The organism is [Brevibacterium] flavum (assembly GCF_019317305.1).
GTDB lineage: Bacteria > Actinomycetota > Actinomycetes > Mycobacteriales > Mycobacteriaceae > Corynebacterium > Corynebacterium glutamicum.
This window is the reverse complement of sequence record NZ_CP079240.1, coordinates 709,446-728,696: the sequence shown is the minus strand read 5'-3', so window position 1 is coordinate 728,696 and position 19,251 is coordinate 709,446. Positions and strand designations below refer to the sequence as shown.

The 19,251-nt window shown below is 50.0% G+C and carries 15 protein-coding genes and 2 pseudogenes; 11 read left to right on the top strand and 6 right to left on the bottom strand.

Annotated features, from left to right (window positions below; genetic code table 11):
* The first annotated feature begins 23 nt into the window (after positions 1-23).
* The 5 genes from KW808_RS03525 (at position 24) to KW808_RS03505 (ending at position 6,138) form a co-directional block, all read left to right on the top strand.
* Positions 24-923, top strand: a complete 900-nt coding sequence (locus KW808_RS03525; RefSeq protein WP_003860752.1) for a MetQ/NlpA family ABC transporter substrate-binding protein — start codon at positions 24-26, stop codon at positions 921-923.
* Positions 924-1,117: 194 nt separating this feature from the next.
* Positions 1,118-2,200 (top strand): methionine ABC transporter ATP-binding protein, encoded by a 1,083-nt coding sequence (locus KW808_RS03520; protein ID WP_003854632.1) that lies wholly within the window; start codon positions 1,118-1,120, stop codon positions 2,198-2,200.
* Positions 2,197-2,874, top strand: a complete 678-nt coding sequence (locus KW808_RS03515) for a methionine ABC transporter permease (protein WP_003860751.1) — start codon at positions 2,197-2,199, stop codon at positions 2,872-2,874. The genes KW808_RS03520 and KW808_RS03515 overlap by 4 nt, the downstream gene beginning before the upstream one ends.
* 127 nt (positions 2,875-3,001) lie before the next feature.
* The gene (locus KW808_RS03510) at positions 3,002-3,721 is read left to right on the top strand and encodes an ABC transporter ATP-binding protein (RefSeq protein ID WP_003860750.1); all 720 of its coding nucleotides are present in this window, start codon (positions 3,002-3,004) and stop codon (positions 3,719-3,721) included.
* Positions 3,722-3,840: 119 nt separating this feature from the next.
* A complete protein-coding gene (locus tag KW808_RS03505; protein WP_231107889.1) occupies positions 3,841-6,138 on the top strand; it encodes an FtsX-like permease family protein in 2,298 nt (765 codons plus the stop codon).
* A gap of 392 nt (positions 6,139-6,530) precedes the next feature.
* Here the strand turns inward: KW808_RS03505 and crtX are convergent, their stop codons facing one another.
* On the bottom strand, positions 6,531-7,286 hold the full coding sequence (gene crtX / locus KW808_RS03500) for a C50 carotenoid glucosyltransferase CrtX (RefSeq protein ID WP_003854616.1): 756 nt from the start codon (positions 7,284-7,286) through the stop codon (positions 6,531-6,533).
* Between the two features lie 66 nt (positions 7,287-7,352).
* Here crtX and KW808_RS03495 point away from each other — a divergent pair, with 66 nt between their 5' ends.
* A complete protein-coding gene (locus tag KW808_RS03495; protein WP_170844357.1) occupies positions 7,353-8,759 on the top strand; it encodes a cryptochrome/photolyase family protein in 1,407 nt (468 codons plus the stop codon).
* Here the strand turns inward: KW808_RS03495 and KW808_RS03490 are convergent.
* Positions 8,752-10,275, bottom strand: coding sequence for an SDR family oxidoreductase (locus KW808_RS03490; protein WP_003854612.1), 1,524 nt, complete (start codon positions 10,273-10,275; stop codon positions 8,752-8,754). The genes KW808_RS03495 and KW808_RS03490 overlap by 8 nt on opposite strands.
* A 157-nt stretch (positions 10,276-10,432) precedes the next feature.
* Here KW808_RS03490 and KW808_RS03485 point away from each other — a divergent pair, with 157 nt between their 5' ends.
* The gene (locus tag KW808_RS03485; RefSeq protein WP_003854611.1) at positions 10,433-11,083 is read left to right on the top strand and encodes a lipocalin family protein; all 651 of its coding nucleotides are present in this window, start codon (positions 10,433-10,435) and stop codon (positions 11,081-11,083) included.
* Between the two features lie 25 nt (positions 11,084-11,108).
* On the opposite strand, the gene KW808_RS03480 is transcribed toward KW808_RS03485, so the two are convergent.
* The 4 genes and pseudogenes from KW808_RS03480 to KW808_RS03465 form a co-directional block, all read right to left on the bottom strand.
* On the bottom strand, positions 11,109-11,318 hold the full coding sequence (locus KW808_RS03480) for a winged helix DNA-binding protein (RefSeq protein WP_462574661.1): 210 nt from the start codon (positions 11,316-11,318) through the stop codon (positions 11,109-11,111).
* 24 nt (positions 11,319-11,342) lie between these two features.
* A pseudogene (locus tag KW808_RS03475) lies at positions 11,343-11,414 on the bottom strand (hypothetical protein); the annotation flags it as partial.
* Positions 11,404-12,712 (bottom strand): annotated as a pseudogene (locus KW808_RS03470) (ISL3-like element IS31831 family transposase). The pseudogenes KW808_RS03475 and KW808_RS03470, both read right to left, overlap by 11 nt.
* Before the next feature lie 80 nt (positions 12,713-12,792).
* Positions 12,793-13,155: a hypothetical protein gene (locus KW808_RS03465; RefSeq protein ID WP_462574401.1), complete on the bottom strand. Its 363-nt coding sequence runs from the start codon at positions 13,153-13,155 to the stop codon at positions 12,793-12,795.
* A gap of 386 nt (positions 13,156-13,541) precedes the next feature.
* On the opposite strand from KW808_RS03465, the gene KW808_RS03460 reads away from it, so the two are divergent.
* From KW808_RS03460 to KW808_RS03445, 4 genes are all read left to right on the top strand, one after another.
* Positions 13,542-14,465, top strand: a complete 924-nt coding sequence (locus KW808_RS03460) for a polyprenyl synthetase family protein (protein WP_003854606.1) — start codon at positions 13,542-13,544, stop codon at positions 14,463-14,465.
* An 89-nt stretch (positions 14,466-14,554) separates the two neighbouring features.
* A complete protein-coding gene (locus KW808_RS03455) occupies positions 14,555-16,693 on the top strand; it encodes an MMPL family transporter (RefSeq protein WP_003860746.1) in 2,139 nt (712 codons plus the stop codon).
* On the top strand, positions 16,690-17,607 hold the full coding sequence (locus tag KW808_RS03450; protein ID WP_003854604.1) for a phytoene/squalene synthase family protein: 918 nt from the start codon (positions 16,690-16,692) through the stop codon (positions 17,605-17,607). Before KW808_RS03455 ends, KW808_RS03450 begins: the two co-directional genes overlap by 4 nt.
* Positions 17,604-19,250: a phytoene desaturase gene (locus KW808_RS03445; protein ID WP_003860745.1), complete on the top strand. Its 1,647-nt coding sequence runs from the start codon at positions 17,604-17,606 to the stop codon at positions 19,248-19,250. Before KW808_RS03450 ends, KW808_RS03445 begins: the two co-directional genes overlap by 4 nt.
* Position 19,251: the final 1 nt, after the last annotated feature.

Below are 19,251 nucleotides of genomic sequence, written 5' to 3'. Positions count from 1 at the left end.
CCCAAACAAGGACGTATTTGAAAATGAAACTTCGTCGCATCACAACCACCGCCATCGCTGGCCTCTTCGCCGCAACCGCACTTGTTGCTTGTGGCTCCGACTCTGATGGAAGCAGCACCACTGTTGCTGAAGGCACCGAAGGCGTAACCATCCGCATCGGCACCACCGACGCTGCGAAGGAAGCTTGGACCGTATTCGAAGAAAAGGCAGCAGATGAGGGCATCACCCTCGACATCGTTCCTTTCTCTGACTACTCCACCCCAAATGAGGCTCTCGCCCAGGATCAGCTGGATGTTAACCTCTTCCAGCACCTGAAGTTCCTGGCTGAGTACAACGTCGGCTCCGGCGCAGACCTCACCCCAGTTGGCTCCAGCGAAATCGTGCCACTGGCACTGTTCTGGAAGGACCACGACTCCATCGACGGGATTGACGGCGAGTCCGTTGCCATCCCTAACGATCCTTCCAACCAGGGCCGCGCCATCAACGTTCTCGTTCAGGCAGGTCTTGTCACCCTGAAGACCCCAGGTCTGGTCACCCCAGCTCCAGTCGATATCGACGAGGCAGCTTCCAAGGTTTCCGTCATTCCAGTTGACGCAGCTCAGGCACCAACCGCTTACCAGGAGGGTCGCCCAGCGATCATCAACAACTCCTTCCTTGACCGCGCAGGCATCGATCCAAACCTCGCGGTCTTCGAAGATGATCCTGAGTCTGAAGAAGCAGAGCCATACATCAACGTCTTGGTCACCAAGGCTGAGGACAAGGACGATGCCAACATCGCTCGCCTCGTTGAGCTGTGGCACGACCCAGAGGTTCTGGCTGCAGTAGACCGCGACTCTGAGGGCACCTCCGTCCCAGTTGATCGTCCAGCAGCTGACCTTCAGGAAATCCTTGATCGCCTTGAGGCTGATCAGGAAAACGCATAATCTCTTTTGAGTTCTTTGCATACCCCTGTGCAGATTTCTTTGCACAATCACAGCCTGAAAATCAGACTGTGAACTTCAACGCCCCGCTTGGAATCTTTTGACGAACACCACGTCGCGTACGCTTCCTCGGGGCGTTAAACTATTTGTCTTCCAGCTTTTGTCCCCCGACTTTTGTACGAATCGAGGACACCGTCGTGTCACACACCGCGTCCACACCGACGCCAGAGGAATACTCCGCGCAGCAACCCAGCACCCAGGGCACTCGCGTTGAGTTCCGCGGCATAACCAAAGTCTTTAGCAACAATAAATCTGCTAAAACCACCGCGCTTGATAATGTCACTCTCACCGTAGAACCCGGTGAGGTAATCGGCATCATCGGTTACTCTGGCGCCGGCAAGTCCACTCTTGTCCGCCTCATCAATGGCCTTGACTCCCCCACGAGCGGTTCGTTGCTGCTCAACGGCACCGACATCGTCGGAATGCCCGAGTCTAAGCTGCGTAAACTGCGCAGTAATATCGGCATGATTTTCCAGCAGTTCAACCTGTTCCAGTCGCGTACTGCGGCTGGAAATGTGGAGTACCCGCTGGAAGTTGCCAAGATGGACAAGGCAGCTCGCAAAGCTCGCGTGCAAGAAATGCTCGAGTTCGTCGGCCTGGGCGACAAAGGCAAAAACTACCCCGAGCAGCTGTCGGGCGGCCAGAAGCAGCGCGTCGGCATTGCCCGTGCACTGGCCACCAATCCAACGCTTTTGCTTGCCGACGAAGCCACCTCCGCTTTGGACCCAGAAACCACCCATGAAGTTCTGGAGCTGCTGCGCAAGGTAAACCGCGAACTGGGCATCACCATCGTTGTGATCACCCACGAAATGGAAGTTGTGCGTTCCATCGCAGACAAGGTTGCTGTGATGGAATCCGGCAAAGTCGTGGAATACGGCAGCGTTTACGAGGTGTTCTCAAACCCACAGACCCAGGTCGCCCAAAAGTTCGTGGCCACCGCGCTGCGCAACACCCCAGATCAAGTGGAATCTGAAGATCTGCTTAGCCATGAGGGACGTCTGTTCACCATTGATCTGACTGAAACGTCCGGCTTCTTTGCAGCAACCGCTCGTGCTGCCGAACAAGGTGCTTTTGTCAACATCGTTCACGGTGGCGTGACCACCTTGCAACGCCAATCATTTGGCAAAATGACTGTTCGACTCACCGGCAACACCGCTGCGATTGAAGAGTTCTATCAAACCTTGACCAAGACCACGACCATCAAGGAGATCACCCGATGAACGAGATGATCCTCGCAGCTGACTGGAACCGGCTAGGACCCACCTTCCAAACAGCCATCATTGACACCCTGTTGATGGTCATCATCACCATGGTGGTGTCAGGCTTGCTGGGTCTGATTGTCGGTTTGCTGCTGTACACCACCCGCTCCGGTGGCATTTTGAAAAACAAGCCGATCTACACCATTTTGAACGTGCTGGTGAACTTTGTTCGCCCCATCCCCTTCCTCATTTTGATCGTAGCGATCAAACCTCTCACGGTCTCAGTGATGGGCACATCCATTGGTCGCGATGCTGGCATCTTTGTCATGGTCGTTGCAGCAACGTTTTCCGTAGCCCGCATCGTGGAACAAAACTTGGTCTCCATTGATCCTGGTGTCATCGAGGCAGCTCGCTCCATGGGTGCGTCCCCGATGCGCATCATCGCCACCGTGATCATTCCAGAAGCACTTGGACCATTGGTTCTGGGTTACACCTTCCTGTTCATCGCGATCGTCGATATGTCCGCAATGGTCGGCTACATCGGTGGTGGTGGTCTTGGTGACTTCGCCATTGTTTACGGCTACCGCGCCTTCGACAACGAAGTTATGTACGTTGCCGTCCTGGTTATCGTCATCATCGTGCAGGCAGCCCAGCTTCTGGGCAATTGGCTGTCCAAGAAGATCATGCGCCGCTAAACCTCTTGCATAGAAAAACCCGTGATATCTACCTCGAAGTAGGCATCGCGGGTTTTTCTATGCCCAAATGCCCATATAGTGTTGATGCGTTAGTCCACCCACGCAGCTACGCCCCAAAGGAATAATCTTGAACCCTGCCACAGATAACGCTCCGCCGGTCCTTTCAGCCCAAGATCTCATGATGATCTATGGAAAAGGATCAACAGAAGTTCGGGCTCTCGATGGCATTTCTGTACAGATTCAGTCCGGCAAATGGACCTCCATCATGGGGCAATCAGGCTCTGGCAAAACAACTCTGTTGCAGTGCCTTTCCGGATTGGCGCAGCCAACCTCAGGCAGAGTGACACTGAACAAAAACAACATCACGTTGAGCTCCCTGTCAGAAAATAAGCGTGCCAAACTGCGTCGCACGCACATCAGCATGGTGTTTCAGGATTTCAACTTGGTGCCTATTTTGTCGGTGAAGGACAATATTTTGCTGCCGTTGCGTCTTGCGCATCGCAGGCTGGATAAGCAGTGGTTTGAACACATCACCAGTGTGTTGAAGATTGATAATCGTATGCGCCATTTGCCTGGAGAACTCTCCGGTGGTCAGCAGCAGCGTGCGGCGATTGCTCGAGCGTTGATGTCGAAGCCAGATATTGTCATTGCGGATGAGCCAACAGGAAGTTTGGATTCCGTCACCAGCGATGCAGTGTTGGATTTGTTCCGCAGCATTGTTGATGATTTTGGGCAGTCACTTGTGTTTGTCACCCACGATAAAGATGCAGCTCACCGTGGTGATGTGTTGATTACCATGCGTGATGGAAAGATCATCAATACTGCAGATTTGCGGGTGGGGCGTTAATGTTCAGGCTTGCTTTCGCTCAACTTCGGCGACGAGGTGGGCGCTATTTTTCATTGTTTTTCGCGATTTTCGCTTCGGTTGCATTGACTGTTAGCGCCACTGCGTTGACAAATTCTTTGGTGTCCAGTGTTAATGATCTTTTTGCCAAGCCGTATGAAAACGCTGATCTTGTGGTCACGGTATCTGCGAAAAACGAAGATTCCTTTGCAGCTTTTGAGCAACAATTAGCTACGACACCTGGTGTTGAAGCTCTGGCTTTTGATCAAAATTTTGCAGCCTCTGTAAAGCAATCAGACGGGATTTACGCCAGTACTTCAGTCCAGTCAATTTCGGAAGGCCCACTGCAGTGGCGGCCAATCCTAGAAGGCCGATTGCCCCAAGGACCTGGTGAGATTGCAGTAACAACGGCCCCGGGTGCGCCTGAAGTTGGTGAGCACGTATCCATTCGCCTGTCCCAAAACACTGAGGATACCGATGTCATCGTAGTCGGTGTGGTGGAGCCCGCGGCACAGGAAACTTTAGGTGGCGCACCGGTCATTGTGGCCTCACCTGATGCGCTGATGGAGTGGAATTCTTCCGGTGTGCGGGGTGAATTCCGAGTGGCAACTTCCGATCCTGCCTCGCTAGAGGCTGCAAGCTTTAGCGACGCTACGGTGGTGGTTGCTTCGGCGGCGGGGCACGTCGATAAGCTTGCTGATTCTTATTTGGGCCAGCGGGATCGCTATTTCTTGCTGCTCGCCGCATTTGTTGTAGTGGCTGCTGCAGTGGCGTTTTTGGTGGTCTTTTCTTCATATTCCGTGCTCACGGGTGAGCGAGTTCGGGAGTTTGGCCTGATTCGTTCCGTGGGTGCATCGACGCCACAGATTTTGGGTTCGGTGATTTTTGAGGCCGGCATTTTGGGTGTGCTGGCTGCTGGTCTCGGCGCGCCTGCTGGGTTGATGGCGGCGCGGTTGTTGTCGGATAATGCCGCGCGTTTTGGCATTAATGTGCCGATCGATGTGATTGATCTGCCGGGTAACTCCATGTGGCTGATCGCGAGCATCGGCGTGGTGATGTCCGTGGTCGCGGCGCTGCCTGCGGTGTTAAGTGTGTGCAGGAAATCTGCGGTGGAATCACTGAGCACGCCAGCTATTTCGCGGACGTCCCCTTGGTTCGCGGTGTTGTGGCTGCTGCTTGCAGGTATTTTGGGCGCCGGCGGAGTGTGGGCATATGGCGCAACACCGGACTACCACGGCATGCGTGGAGTCGCTTTATCCATCGCTGCTTCAGGTGCGTTGGTGAGTGCATTGCTCATTGCTACTGCCGTGATCGTGCCCTGGTTGTTGCAGGTTTTCTCCAGGATTTTAGGTGGCTTTTTCCCCACGCTTCAGCTCGGTTTAGCGTTTGCGGCGAAGCAGAAATCTCGCTCGGCAGCGCTGATCGCTGTGATTCTTGCAGGTTCCGCATTGAGTTCCGCGGTGCTGCACGGCCAGGCACATATCGGTACACATTTGGTATCCGTGGCTAAAGGCATGGGTGGCACAGACTTGATGGTCACCGCTTTGGACGGCGAAATTCCGCCCGGAATGGTAGAGGAAATCTCCAACGTAGACGGCGTAAAAACTGCCCTCACACCAGCCACCACAGCGGTGGAATTGGGCGATTCCGGTAGCCTTTCCGCACTGCTTCTTACTGAAGCAGACGGCGCTTCCGTGATGCGTGCAGGCGATGCCGGCGCACCTGCTAATGGGCTTGTTTTGGGTAGAAACGCCGCTAATCAAGACGCCTACCCAGTTGGCCAGATTGCAGATATCACCATCGCTGATACCCCGATGCAAGTAGAAATCTTCCACAGCGACAACTACTTCTCCATGATCGACCCCGCGCTCGTCACCGGCCCCACTGTCACGCGCACCATGCTGATCCTGCTCGACGGCGACGCTAACCAAGGACCCGACAACGCCACAGTGCAGGCGGTCCGCAATAGCATTTCGCTTTTCGACGGCCGATACTCCATCACCGAGGGCTTCTCCGCTCGCGGAAACACTTTTGAACTGGTTTCCCGCATAACCACCATGTCCACGCTGCTCGCTATCGTGGCCTTAGCGATCGCTGCCGTTGGCCTGATCAACACAGTGGCACTCACGATTTCTGAGCGTGCCCGCGATCGTTATTTACTGCGCACCATTGGACTGACCTCAACTGGTCAGATTCTTGTGATGGCTATTGAAATGATCGCGCTATCACTGCCTGCCGCCATTGTTGGCGCAGTTTCGGGAGGATTCTTAGGCAGATTCGTTGCCAGCTCCGCCACCAGCACTACCTCAATGGCACCTCTACAAGAAGACATTCTCAGCGGAACAGTAATCGCAATGGTGGTTGGATCCGTGCTGTGCGCGCTCATCGTGTTGGCAAACAAACGACGTCGGGTGGTTTGAGTATAAAATCCAAAAATTCAACTATTTACCTGGGTTCTTTCGAACCAGAACCAGTTGCCAACATTTCACAAACCGCCTAAGCAGAATCCAAAGCCAAGCGGAATAAGGAAAATAAACAGCATCCGTTCTGGTTGGACAACGACCTAAAAAATTCCGATTACGACTAATACAGCCTTAATGACCATAGGCACCAGGCTTAATAAGCCGCTAAAATTCTGTGCCGAATCATTTTGCAGCCGAATCTTTTGCATAAACTAGGATTCAAGCTACAGCGCTTTCTGGTCGATGCAGACGCAATTAATCCGCTGAGATGTGCCGTGATTGACCACCATAAACAGATGAGCCGCCAACCCCAGGTTCTCGGAGATGTTAGGAATCTAAAAAAAGAAAAGTCAGGTCCAATCTCTTCTAGATTCCAGCCGCTGATGGACTGGTTCTCTTTTCCAAGCAATTTTAATAGTATAAAATCCTCGAACTAATCGGATAAAGGACTGCCTGACTCCCATCAAAGCACGTGGATGCATGGTGAGTTTTAAATTTTTTTCGAACCAGACCGTCTCATGTGGGCGGACAAAGAAGGAAAAGTACATATCCTCATGCACAAAAGTTTCTGATAACGTAATTTGGTCTTTTACATCCTCCCACCATTGCCTGCTAATTACGGAGTTCGAACCAAAAATCGGATAGTGTCCTAGTGCTTGTTTCGTGGACCATCGGTAGGCACCTAGATAGCATAGAGCCAACCACTCTCCCATACGGCCAGGAATATCAAAACTGCCGGTACCTGTTAGCGCAACTATAGTGCGACCAGGTGTCTCCTCTGTACGGTTCCAAATGGCATTGACTTGGCTTAGATAATCGGGAGGAATCACACAATCTGCGTCGAAACGGACAATTAGGTCTCCACGTGCAGAATTATATCCAGCTGCACTAGCCCAAGTGATGCCTTGAAGTGGCTCATGAACCACCCGAGCCCCCATCCGATTTGCCACTTCAACTGAGTTATCAGTGCTACCGTTATCCACGACGATGACTTCCTCAGGTTGAAGAGTCTGCGCAACAATTGAGCTTAAGCACTGTTCTAGAAGTACTGCATCATTTAGACATGGAATTACGATACTGATACTGCGTTGGATTGAGGTTGTCATAAATCTGGCTTTCTCCACGGTTGAATGAATGCAAACGTAAGGGTGTTTATTTTAAACTCATTAGCTATGAATGATCCACAACGCTCTCTCACCCTTCTATGGTTCCGCGATGACCTCCGACTAAGTGATAATGCTGCTTTAAAATGGGCTGCTGATCATGGCCCCGTTATTGGACTCTTCATTGATGAAACGATCAATCGCAGCATTGGGGCCGCAGCACGATGGTGGCGGGAACAAAGCCTTAATGCTTTAGCCCAAGATCTTTCTTTTTACGGAGTACCTTTACTACGACGTACCGGTAATCCGCTTGAAATACTGCCGAAAATAGTCTCTGAGATGGAAGTCAAAGCCGTCACATGGAATCGACGCTATCATCAACCGTTATGTGAAGTGGATGCCACTCTCAAAAAAAATCTCCGCGATCAAGGGATTGAAGTGCATAGCCACCCAGGTTTTTTACTCACTGAACCCTGGGAAGTCAGTACCGCTACCGGAACTCCCTACAAGGTATTTACCCCTTTTTCTAAAGCCGCATGGGAAGTAGCCAGAGGACATGCATATGAAACTGTTAAAAACAATGTGCCTGTCCCCTCTCACCTAACAGGACCAGAGGGTGTAGAGCTGCCCATTCCAGAAATGGAGCAACCTTTTTGGGCAACAACGTTAGTTAAGGAGTGTGCTCCCGGTGAAAAAAATGCTTCGGAAAAACTCTTTGATTTTTTGGAACATCTACAGGACTACCCGCAAGCTCGAGACAGCTTAGCCCGATCCGCTACAAGTAAATTATCTGCTCATCTAAGGTTTGGTGAGATCAGCATCCACCGCGTGTGGGCAGAGACTGCAGCAATAGACTCTGAAGGAACTGAGTTATTTCTTAAAGAACTTCTGTGGAGAGATTTTGCGTGGCATCGACTTTATGCCCTGCCACACATGGACACGCAAAACGTTCGTATGCAATTTAATCGTTTCGGATGGTCCTGGGACCCGAGTGAAAAAGATAAACTTAACACTCCATCCACCCCTCTTATCCCCACCAAAGCTGACCAATTCCATGAGGATTTAGCAGCATGGCGTGCAGGAAAAACAGGAATTCCACTGGTCGATGCAGGTATGCGAGAATTATGGGCCACCGGGTCAATGCACAATCGCGTCAGAATGGTAGTAGCTAGTTTTTTAACCAAGAATCTCCAGATCCATTGGCGTCATGGCGAAGAATGGTTTTGGGAAACTCTCGTAGATGCTGATCCAGCTTCTAATGCTTTCAACTGGCAATGGGCTGCGGGTAGCGGAGATGACGCTTCGCCTTATTTCCGTATTTTTAATCCGGTCACCCAAGCGAAAAAATTTGATCCAGATGAAACTTATATTCGTCGCTGGGTACCCGAATATGGAACACCATCATATCCGGATCCCATCGTCGATCTGAAGGAATCCCGTCAAATTGCTTTAGACGCCTACTCTGCGATTAAGTGAGTTTACGCGCAGCTTTTAAAATATTCGAACGCATATAAGGAAAAATAATCGCATGGAACGGTGAAACAACCCACCAATAGAGATAACCGGGCAAACCCTTCGGCTCAAATATTGCGCGTTGGGTATAAGTACATCCGCCATTTTCTTTGTCCTCGACTTCTAGGATCAGCCAAGCGCCACCATCTACTTTCATCTCTGCGGTGAGCACTAATCTATTTGGTGGATCGATCTCAGTAACCCGCCACCAATCAATGCGATCCCCAAGTTTCAAATGACGGGGATCCCGCCGTCCGCCCAAACCTGGACCGCCGATGAGTCTGTCAGCGATACCCCTCAATCGCCATAGCAGTGGTGCAGAATACCAGCCGTTCACGCCACCCAAACCTTCAATGATCGGCCAGACCTGCGCTGCTCGGAGATCAGTATCTTCTGTGCGGACGTCTTCATAAACAGCTTTGCCCGCCCACTCTGGATCGGTAGGTTGGCTAGCCCACGGTTGTTGTACAGTCCAGCTTCGATCCCATGACGTTGGAACTCCACGATCAAACTCTGCAGCTAATGCCAGCTCCACTGCTTCCCGATACTCAATAAAACCATCGGGTGGATCTGAAATAATATCTTTAATGCTGTGCTCTTCAGTGACGGCATCCTCAGCCATTGATTGAGCTAAGGGGAAAGACAATTGAAATGGAACAGGTGTAACTAGACTAATCCAGAGACCGGATAGCTTGTCCATGGGCAAATTGAGAGGAACGGAATTTACATGACGTTTCAGTCCCCGAACATCAGCATAGATACGCAATAAATCCGCAAATTCATACGACTTTCCGCAGCCAATATCACAGGAGCGGTTGACTGGATCCTTTAAATCAGCCGCCGAGATTAGGTAATGCAAAACATCCCGTATTGCTAAAGGCTCAATCTGATTAGTAATCCACTGAGGCGCTATCATTCTAGGCAAACGCTCAGTGAGATGACGGATTATTTCAAATGATGCAGAGCCGGAACCAATAATTGTGGCAGCCCTTAAAATTAAAGCTGGTGTCTGGCCAGCCAGCAAAATCTGGGCGACCTTTTCCCGTGAGCGCATGTGCTTAGATAGTTCTTCTATTTTTCGATTACGCGGGTGTAAGCCGGAAAGGTAGACAATCTGTTTTATCCCGGCTTGATCAGCAGCTTGGATGACATTTTTAGCAGTGAGCTGCTCCTGCTCCTCAAAATCAACATCCTTGCCGCCCATGGAATGCACTAGATAGTAAACAACGTCTACATCCTTAAATAACGTATCTAACTCAGTCGCGTCAGTCAGATCCGCTTCCACTGCCTCGACGTTCTCGTACCAGTCAAAGCGCTGAAGACTTGTTTTTTTCCTCGAGGTGGCCCGAACTTGGAAACCGGCAGCGAGTAATTCAGTAATCAACCTGCCGCCAATGTAGCCTGTCGCACCGGTGACCAGTACCCGCCGGTGCGGGTTTTGAGCTTGATAATGCAAAGTGGGACGAAGTTGATTATCCATGAACGCAAGTATAAGCAAATCCTGGGATTTTACTCTTGGGTCTTTAGTGAATGGAGTGCGATTTCTACGAAATTCTTCACCCCTCCACAACTACCTACTATACTTTTAGCAGTAATAACTATTGAGTTAATATAAACATGAAGAAAGGATTTGCTTTATGCGCATTTCAAGCAAACTTGTCACCACAGCACTACTCGCAGCCATTTCACTTTTCGGGATATCCACGGCACAAGCCCAAGACATTTTTGACGGCGGACGACTTGCAGGTGGCTCCTCGCAGGTATCTAACCTAAGTTCGGTACCCGAAAACCAAGCCCTGCATGAAGTGGAGAACGGCATTGACCTCGAACGTTACCAAGGCACGTGGTATCAAGTAGCAGCCATTCCCCAGCCATACTCGCTACAGTGCTCCCATGACACTACCGCCAAATACGAGATGATCGACTCAAGCACAATCTCCGTAACTAACAGCTGTGGCACCTTTTTTGGGCCTTCAGTTATTGAAGGCAGCGCTAAAGTAGTTTCCAATGCTTCACTAAAGGTTAGCTTCCCAGGTGTTCCATTTCAGAGTGAAGACAATCAAGCAAACTACCGCGTGACCTATATCGAAGATGATTATTCACTAGCAATCGTCGGCAGCCCAAGCCGGTCCTCAGGATTCATACTTTCCCGCACACCAGCTCTGAGTAGTGAGAAATGGTCTCACATCCGTAACATCACGGAAAACCGTGGATGGTGGCCATGCGCATTCATTACAGTCCCAGCAACAGGCGGCTTAAATACCGCCACTCCGCTCTGCACACTTTAATCGACGTAGATTGTCATCTATTTCGTTATTCCGTGTTGAGCCATGGTGCATTATTAAGGGACAACTCCTGCGTCATATCCTGAAGGAATCGGATAACCACTTCACGCTCTTGTGGAGTTAATCGTTTAGCAGCATCAAAACGACGCGCCTGATGCTTACCAAGCGTCCGCATCGCCTCTCCACGAGTGGCATCAGTGACTGTAAGGGCGAAAGCCCTGCGGTCGACGGGGTGCACCTTACGAACAATATGTCCACCTTTTTCTAGCCTATTGAGCGTCTTTGTTACAGATGCCGGGGAAAGTTTAAGGGCTCTTCCTGTTTTAGAGTGCATTGATCTTATGGACCAACTGCCCTGAATGGATAAGGCACCGCAGAATGTAGTGGTTCAAATTACGGAAACCTAGAGCAATCCCACGCAAATGCTCCAACCGTCCGTTGATCGCTTCGACCGGACCGTTGGAGACACCAACATCGAAATACGCCAACACATCACCAAGTCGTTTAAACAAACTACGACCCAACTGCGCGAGTTCCTTATTCGGCCCCTTCAACACCCGAAGCTGATCAATAATGGTCCGCATTTTCTTCTTCGCTTCACGCTTATTACCCATCTGATAACAATCAATAATCGCCTGATACGCAAGCCACGCAAGCTTTAACACCCCGTAGTCTTTGTCATACGCCCACAACTGCTCCAAGCTTTCTTGCTGACGAGGACTCAACCACTTGTGCGTGGTCAACAAGGTCTTCCGGTTTTTATACAACGGATCCTGGCTTAAACCACGACGCTGGTATTTCTCCCGCTGGAGGCGTTGCCGGCAGGCGGTGAGCTTGTCACCAGCAAGTCGCACAACATGGAATGGATCCATCACGCGACGAGCAGAAGGAATGAGTTCTTTACTTGCTGTGGCGTAGCCTTGGAATCCATCCATGGACACGATCCGTATCTGATTGCGGAACTGTTCACCGCGGGAGCCAAGCCAGGACCGTAAAGCATCAGCACTACGACCTGGGACGACATCTAATAACCGGGCAGGACACCGTGAGTCATACCGATGCCCGGTCATATCGACAATCACGGTGACAAACCCATCACCATGCTTAGCCCTATTATGTGACCACTTATGCTCATCCACCCCAATGACATACACTCCATCAAGATGGTGAGGATCGTTATAGACCAGCTCACGGCACATATCGAGGGCTAGTTGGCAGGTTAAATCCCACCCTAGCCCAAGTGCTTTCGCGGTTGCGTGAACACTCATCCGGTCAATAGCAAGGCGTTGTAAAATCCAGCGGGTGACCCGGTGGGTGACCTTTACCGTGGTCAGCGCAGCTTAGTTCTGCTTGGAAATACTTTTGCTTACATGTGGGGTTGGTGCAGCGGTAGCGAGGTAGACGGATAAACAGTTTGGTGGGAAACCCGACGATGGGTAAATCAATGAGCATCCGGTGGGTGTGATGACGAAACACCCCAGGTTGGGAGCATTCTGGGCAGGTGGAGGTGTAGTCGAGTGCGTCTGCTTCGATCAGGGTGTAATCACCTGCATCGGAAGCGCCGGTGATGGTGAGTCCTAGTTCCGCAGTGCGGCAGATGGTGTCAGCGATGATGTTGCCGGTAGACTTCATGGGTAGAGCCTTTTGTTGGTGTTTGGTTAGCTTAGATACCTAAACCTTAACCCTGACAAAAGGCTCGTTTATTTTCGGGTCTACACCGCTAGCCCAGGTTCTGTGATGTACCCCAAAACCGGAAGGGCCAGTTTAAGGTGAGCTCCAAGCATTCCTGGAGTCACCACTTCGCCCGCATTGCCCGCCACAATCAAATAGTGCAAAGCCCGCATATCAGGGGCACTTAGCTCCATATAACGTGCCGAGGCTTCACCAATACTACGTTCCACATCGCGAAGACTTGCCAGCGATTTCATTAGCCGCCCAATTTGCGCAATGTCTTCTTCCGACATGCCAGAACGATCAACTAATTCACTTTTGGGATCACTAGTTTTCACGTCATAAATATTACGAAGTGGAGATTCTGCCGGATGGATTTTATCTGATTCCTGCATATTCAGCATATTAATCACCTTTTTTTACAAAGTCAGATAAAGTTTGTTTTTAAAAATATTAACTCATGAGATAGTATAAATTTCCTGTAGGCACATTATTTTTATGAACCCGATTTCACACTTTCTGTACTTCATTAAGATAGAGCGCCATATACAACGATTGGGAATTTTTGCGACATAACTGGCCGTGCGATACTCGAATGGACAATGGCATGACAATCACCACAGAGCATTCAACTCATCCTGATCTTGATTTCAATGATGAGATCTATCGGGAACTAAATCGCATCTGCGCTTCGCTATCTCAACAGTGCAGCACATATCCACCAGAGTTCCGTACATGCCTAGATGCCGCTTTCCAAGCTTTGCGGGGTGGCAAGTTAATCCGTCCTCGGATGCTATTAGGGCTATACGACGCGCTTGTAGACGATGATATTGAGGTCAAACTCAACACCGCTTTACAGGTAGCAGCAGCTTTAGAACTACTTCATTTTTCCCTTTTGGTTCATGACGATGTCATTGACGGAGACCTCTATCGGCGAGGCAAACTTAATTTTATTGGGCAGATTCTCATTCATCGCACACCTGAAAGTTTTGCACAAACCCAGCGCGATCCAGAGCATCTAGATTGGGCACAATCTAATGGGCTACTTATGGGGAATCTTTTTCTTGCTGCCACCCATCAAATCTTCGCCCGCCTTGACCTTCCACATCCCCAACGGGTTCGGCTGTTAGATTTACTCAACCACACGATGAATGACACGATTGTGGGTGAGTTTCTTGATGTGGGATTAAGCAGCAAAGCAATCAGCCCGAATATGGACATTGCTCTAGAAATGAGTCGGCTAAAAACAGCCACATACAGTTTTGAGCTTCCAATGAGAGCAGCGGCAATTCTCGCGGAACTACCTCAGGAGATTGAAACACAGATAGGTGAGATAGGCACCAACTTGGGCATCGCTTACCAATTACAGGATGATTACTTATCTACTTTTGGTGACGCAGCCGAACACGGCAAAGATGCCTTTTCTGACCTTCGAGAAGGAAAAGAAACGACAATCATCGCCTATGCTCGAAATACTGCTAAATGGAATGATATTCAAGACAACTTCGGTTCCGCAGATCTGAGCACCTCTCAGGCAGAGCGAATTCAACATCTTCTCATACAGTGCGGAGCAAAGAATCACTCCCTAAATGCCATCTCCGATCACTTAAATATCTGCCGTTCGATGATCGAAACACTAAGCACCCAGGTAGATCCCAAGGCTCAAAAGTTATTACTCAAACACGTTGAGCAACTAGCCAGCCGCAAATCTTAGAACTAGCTTTTACGCCTTTAACGGAAGTGAATTTGATGTCTACTAGCATCACAACAGAGCGCAGGAAGAAATCTGGTTCTACTCGCTTGATGAGAATCTTTCTGCCCGCCTTGCTAATTTTGGTTTGGCTTGTAGGAGCTGGAATCGGCGGGCCTTATTTTGGCAAGGTTAGTGAGGTCTCCTCCAACAGCCAGACCACGTATCTGCCAGAATCTGCCGATGCCACTCAGGTACAGGAACAGTTGGGAGATTTCACTGATTCTGAATCCATCCCAGCCATTGTCGTCATGGTCAGCGATGACCCCTTAACGCAACAAGATATCGCACAACTCAATGAAGTTGTTGCTGGGCTCTCAGCATTAGACATAGTTTCCGATGAAGTCTCCCCTGCTATTCCATCTGAGGACGGCAGAGCTGTCCAGGTGTTTGTCCCCCTCAATCCATCAGCGGAGCTGACGGAAAGCGTCGAAAAGCTCTCTGAGACCTTGGCCCAGCAAACGCCGGACTATGTAAGCACCTATGTGACCGGACCGGCTGGGTTTACCGCTGATCTCAGCGCGGCTTTCGCGGGTATTGATGGACTACTCCTAGCAGTGGCCTTGGCTGCCGTGCTTGTCATCCTTGTCATCGTCTACCGCTCATTCATTCTTCCCATCGCTGTGCTTGCCACCAGTTTGTTTGCGCTGACTGTAGCTCTATTGGTGGTGTGGTGGCTGGCCAAGTGGGACATCCTGCTGCTTTCGGGTCAAACTCAAGGCATCCTCTTCATTCTGGTCATTGGCGCTGCCACCGACTACTCATTGCTATACGTTGCACGTTTCCGTGAAGAGTTACGCGTTCAGCAAGACAAAGGGATAGCCACAGGGAAAGCCATCCGGGCATCGGTGGAACCCATTCTTGCCTCGGGCAGCACTGTTATTGCAGGCCTCCTTTGTTTGCTATTTAGTGATTTGAAATCTAACTCCACGCTAGGTCCAGTAGCTTCGGTGGGCATTATTTTTGCAATGCTTTCTGCTCTTACTCTCCTACCAGCCCTGCTATTTGTATTCGGTCGGGTGGCCTTTTGGCCCAAGCGACCAAAATACGAACCTGAAAGAGCCCGTGCCAAAAACGACATCCCCGCCAGCGGGATCTGGTCAAAAGTGGCTCATTTAGTGGAGCGGCATCCTCGTGCAATCTGGGTATCTACACTTATTGTGCTTCTCTTGGGTGCGGCTTTCGTTCCCACACTAAAAGCGGATGGTGTGTCCCAATCCGACTTAGTTCTGGGTTCCTCGGAAGCACGTGATGGCCAGCAGGCTTTAGGCGAACACTTCCCCGGTGGATCCGGCAGTCCTGCTTATATTATCGTTGATGAAGCACAGGCAGCACAGGTTGCTGGCGTAGTCCTTAACAATGACAATTTTGAGGCTGTAACTGTCACTAGTGCTGACTCCCCCTCTGGCTCAGCCCCCATCACCGCTGGCGGCATTGTGCCGTTAGGTTCTGGTACAGCTCCAGCCCCGGTAGTTGTAGAAGGGCAAGTCCTTTTACAAGCAACACTCGTTGAAGCACCAGATTCCGAAGAAGCTCAAAAAGCTATTCGCAGTATCCGCCAAACTTTTGCAGATGAAAATATATCAGCGGTAGTAGGTGGTGTCACTGCAACTTCCGTAGACACTAACGATGCCTCCATCCATGACCGTAACCTGATCATCCCAATTGTATTGCTGGTCATTTTGGTTATTCTCATGCTGTTGCTGCGGTCTATTGTCGCACCACTCCTGCTAGTAGTCACCACCGTGGTGTCTTTTGCTACTGCTTTAGGCGTGGCTGCTTTACTTTTCAATCACGTTTTCAATTTCCCAGGAGCAGACCCCGCAGTACCTCTCTACGGATTTGTATTTTTGGTAGCCTTGGGCATCGACTACAACATTTTCTTAGTCACCCGTATCCGTGAAGAAACCAAAACCCACGGCACAAGACTTGGAATTCTTCGAGGTCTGACAGTAACCGGCGGAGTAATTACCTCAGCTGGAGTAGTTCTTGCCGCAACGTTCGCAGCACTTTATGTCATCCCAATTCTATTCCTGGCACAAATTGCCTTCATTGTCGCTTTTGGAGTTCTTATTGATACCCTGCTCGTTCGCGCCTTCTTGGTGCCTGCTTTGTTCTACGACATCGGACCGAAAATCTGGTGGCCCTCAAAATTGTCCAATCAGAAATACCAGAAGCAGGCTCAGCTATGACACACCAAAATTCGCCTCTCTTTCTTAAAAGTGCACTGAGACTTTACAATCGGGCTTCATTCAAGGCTTCACATAAAGTGATCGAGGAATATTCAACGAGCTTCAGTCTGTCTACGTGGTTGCTATCCCCACGCATACGAAATGACATACGAAATCTCTATGCAGTAGTTCGTATCGCCGATGAAATTGTCGACGGCACTGCACATGCCGCTGGTTGCTCAACTGCCAAAATCGAAGAGATTCTCGATGCCTATGAAATTGCGGTTCTTGCAGCACCACAACAACGCTTCAACACAGATCTTGTTTTACAAGCTTATGGTGAAACTGCCCGACGCTGTGATTTCGAACAAGAGCATGTAATAGCCTTCTTTGCATCAATGCGTAAGGACCTCAAAGCTAATACACACGACCCAGATAGCTTCACAACGTATGTCTATGGCTCCGCGGAAGTTATAGGCCTACTTTGTCTCAGCGTTTTCAACCAAGGTAGAACGATTAGCAAAAAACGGCTAGAGATTATGCAAAACGGAGCCCGCTCATTGGGAGCAGCATTCCAGAAAATTAACTTTCTCCGTGACTTGGCAGAAGATCAGCAAAATTTGGGCCGTTTCTATTTCCCCGAAACCAGCCAAGGAACTCTTACTAAAGAACAAAAAGAAGATCTCATCGCTGATATTCGTCAAGACCTGGCAATTGCCCACGATGCATTTCCAGAAATACCAGTGCAGGCTCGCATCGGAGTGATCTCTGCCTATTTGCTCTTTCAAAAACTCACTGACCGAATTGAGGCTACTCCTACCTCCGATTTATTGCAGGAGCGAGTCAGAGTTCCACTTCATATCAAACTCTCTATACTCGCTAGCGCCACGATGAGAGGTCTATCCATGAGCATCTACAGAAAGAATTCGCGATGAAGACATCAACTACAACTCCACGCTCTTCAGGTACCGCCGTAGTCATAGGCGCAGGTGTTGCTGGTTTAGCAACTTCTGCACTTTTAGCACGTGATGGCTGGCAAGTGACTGTTTTGGAAAAAAACACTGATGTTGGTGGCCGAGCTGGATCGCTGGAAATATCAGGCTTCCCTGGCTTTCGATGGGATACCGGACCTTCTTGGTACCTCATGCCCGAGGCCTTTGACCATTTCTTCGCACTTTTTGGTGCACGTACTTCTGATTATCTCGATTTGGTAGAATTAACGCCTGGTTATCGAGTTTTTTCCGGCATACATGACGCTGTCGATGTCCCCACTGGCCGTGAAGAAGCAATTGCTCTATTCGAATCCATTGAACCCGGCGCGGGTGCAAAACTAGGAAATTATCTTGATAGCGCGGCAGACGCCTATGACATTGCCATTGATAGATTCCTTTATAATAATTTCTCCACGTTGGGCCCGCTGCTTCACCGGGATGTACTGACCCGAGCTGGCCGACTGTTTTCTCTACTGACCCGTTCTTTACAAAAGTACGTAAATAGTCAATTCAGTAGCCCGGTATTGCGCCAGATCCTCACCTATCCAGCAGTCTTCCTGTCTTCCCGACCAACGACTACCCCATCGATGTACCACTTGATGAGTCATACCGATTTGGTGCAGGGAGTGAAATACCCTATAGGTGGTTTTACTGCAGTGGTGGATGCTCTGCATCAGTTAGCGCTGGAAAACGGGGTTGAGTTTCAACTTGATTCTGAGGTCATTTCTATCAACACTTCTTCATCTAGGGGCAACACAAGCACCACAGGTGTGAGCTTCCTTCACAACAGAAAAGTGCAAAATCTAGATGCGGATCTTGTGGTTTCAGCTGGCGACCTGCACCATACAGAAAATAATCTGCTTCCCCGGGAACTTCGAACCTATCCCGAACGATATTGGTCCACTCGCAATCCTGGAATTGGAGCGGTATTAATCCTCTTGGGCGTAAAAGGAGAGTTACCCCAGCTCGATCATCACAATCTTTTCTTCAGTGAAGATTGGACAGACGATTTTGCTGTAGTTTTCGATGGGCCTCAACTTACCCGCCCCCACAATGCATCAAATTCCATTTATGTCTCCAAGCCTTCAACGTCCGAAGACGGCGTTGCACCTGCTGGATACGAAAACCTTTTTGTTTTAATTCCAACCAAGGCTTCCAGTGGCATCGGCCACGGCGATGCGTATATACAGTCAGCTTCAGCATCCGTGGAAACAATCGCATCCCATGCAATCAATCAAATTGCTACGCAAGCCGGCATCCCTGACCTCACTGATCGAATTGTGGTCAAACGCACCATTGGCCCTGCGGATTTTGAACACCGCTACCATTCATGGGTAGGCAGCGCACTGGGTCCAGCACATACCCTCAGGCAGTCCGCTTTCTTAAGGGGGCGCAATAGCTCCCGCAAGGTCGAGAACCTCTTCTATGCCGGTGCTACCACCGTCCCGGGCGTAGGAATACCCATGTGTTTAATTTCTGCCGAGAATATTATTAAGCGCTTACATGCCGATACCAGTGCAGGACCGCTGCCCGAACCCTTGCCGGCTAAAACGACACCATCTCAAAAGACCTCATACGATCATTAAA

Coding starts and splice junctions, on each gene's coding strand:
- KW808_RS03490 (WP_003854612.1), bottom strand. CDS start 10,275: ATGGATAATCAACTTCGTCCCACTTTGCATTATCAAGCTCAAAACCCG.
- KW808_RS03485 (WP_003854611.1), top strand. CDS start 10,433: ATGCGCATTTCAAGCAAACTTGTCACCACAGCACTACTCGCAGCCATT.
- KW808_RS03455 (WP_003860746.1), top strand. CDS start 14,555: ATGAGAATCTTTCTGCCCGCCTTGCTAATTTTGGTTTGGCTTGTAGGA.
- KW808_RS03460 (WP_003854606.1), top strand. CDS start 13,542: ATGCTATTAGGGCTATACGACGCGCTTGTAGACGATGATATTGAGGTC.
- KW808_RS03495 (WP_170844357.1), top strand. CDS start 7,353: ATGAATGATCCACAACGCTCTCTCACCCTTCTATGGTTCCGCGATGAC.
- KW808_RS03515 (WP_003860751.1), top strand. CDS start 2,197: ATGAACGAGATGATCCTCGCAGCTGACTGGAACCGGCTAGGACCCACC.
- crtX (WP_003854616.1), bottom strand. CDS start 7,286: ATGACAACCTCAATCCAACGCAGTATCAGTATCGTAATTCCATGTCTA.
- KW808_RS03525 (WP_003860752.1), top strand. CDS start 24: ATGAAACTTCGTCGCATCACAACCACCGCCATCGCTGGCCTCTTCGCC.
- KW808_RS03450 (WP_003854604.1), top strand. CDS start 16,690: ATGACACACCAAAATTCGCCTCTCTTTCTTAAAAGTGCACTGAGACTT.
- KW808_RS03445 (WP_003860745.1), top strand. CDS start 17,604: ATGAAGACATCAACTACAACTCCACGCTCTTCAGGTACCGCCGTAGTC.
- KW808_RS03465 (WP_462574401.1), bottom strand. CDS start 13,155: ATGCTGAATATGCAGGAATCAGATAAAATCCATCCGGCAGAATCTCCA.